Below are 1344 nucleotides of genomic sequence, written 5' to 3' on the forward strand. Positions count from 1 at the left end.
CTGATGTCTGCATCGCCAAAATTTACGCCCAAACCGTCAGGCAGGCAACTGTAGCCCAGTTAACGTGACAACACCCTTTGACGTTCTCGCCGGAAACGATGCCGCCTGTCGACGCATTCTGGTCGATAACCATGTATGATAGGGCCAAGCAGTTACTCGTCAAGAACCCCATCGATCGCTACCTTATTAACTCGGCGATGCTCAGCAATCTCCAGAAAAATGACCGTGGGGAAATAGTTCTCTATCTGCAGCACGAAAGTCCAGGATCGAAATTGGAATCGAATTGGCTTCCTGCTCCTGGCGAACCATTTTACGCTGTCATGCGACTCTATTTGCCCAAAGCTGATGCTATAGAGGGGCGCTGGAAGCCGCCGGTCGTAGAAAAAATTTAGCATTTCTGATATTGCAGTACCGTTTCTCATTGGAACGGTGCTGCATGTATATTTAAAATTTCTACTGAATTCATAATTGAAATTAATATTTATCTATTTGGAGTCTTTCATGATGGTAGGGGCGATGGCAGATATATTTGTGCGGGATCGGAACGCTAGCGTTCTTCTTAAGGCTGTTGCCAGGCTGATTTCGAGTACTGCGTTTTTTGCAGTCTCGATTGGAGGCGCAGTAGCTGCTGACTACACACTCGGAAACTACGCGCCTGGCCATTATCCGGTTGGCGACTATACGGGAACGCCAACGACAGCGCCCGGGCCGAACGACGATCATGCGGGCCAGACGGAAGTCAATAACGGCACTTTGAATACGTTCGATGGAAGTTATGCAACCATACAGAACGGCGTACCGAACTGGACGCAGGAAACGCTCCAGCAGATCGCGGATGATGGGCGTGTGCTCAATGGTGCGGTGTTGCCCGCTGGTGTACTGACCACCGGCCAGCAGAACCAGACCGTCACTTATTTTGACGAGACCAATCAGGAAAGTGTGACCGTCAACGTTTATAATTCATCCAATTTCACGGTGGCTGCCGACAGCCGCACCTTCACGATCTGGGACGACGTGAACGATCAGGAAGCCTATCTTGATCCACGTCTGGCGACCGTGAGTAGCGGCTCCAGCCTTTCGGTCGTCGTCGGCGATCCGACGGGTGACACCACGCTGACCGAGAATACTCTGAACATGCCGATGAAGGCGAGCCCGAATACCGGCTCCAACATCATCAGCGCCTATGAAGTCAACGACACATCGTCGCTCAGTTACGACACCAATACGCGTTTCGATCTCGGTGAATACGCAACACCAAGCGGTGAGACTAGGCCGTAAACTCATAAAACTGCTTGGCATTTGAATGAGCTGATGATTCAAAGGCCTCTCGAAAGGGAGGCTTTT

2 protein-coding genes are annotated in these 1344 nt (G+C 51.0%); both read left to right on the forward strand.

Translation table 11 applies throughout. The features are described from left to right. The first annotated feature begins 77 nt into the window (after positions 1-77). A complete protein-coding gene (locus FG152_RS27110) occupies positions 78-392 on the forward strand; it encodes a DUF1214 domain-containing protein (RefSeq protein WP_498989460.1) in 315 nt (104 codons plus the stop codon). A 124-nt stretch (positions 393-516) separates the two neighbouring features. Beyond that, positions 517-1278, forward strand: coding sequence for a hypothetical protein (locus tag FG152_RS27115; RefSeq protein ID WP_498989463.1), 762 nt, complete (start codon positions 517-519; stop codon positions 1276-1278). The last annotated feature ends 66 nt before the right edge of the window (positions 1279-1344 follow it).

This window comes from Ochrobactrum sp. XJ1 (genome assembly GCF_024701725.1).
Lineage (GTDB): Bacteria > Pseudomonadota > Alphaproteobacteria > Rhizobiales > Rhizobiaceae > Brucella > Brucella anthropi.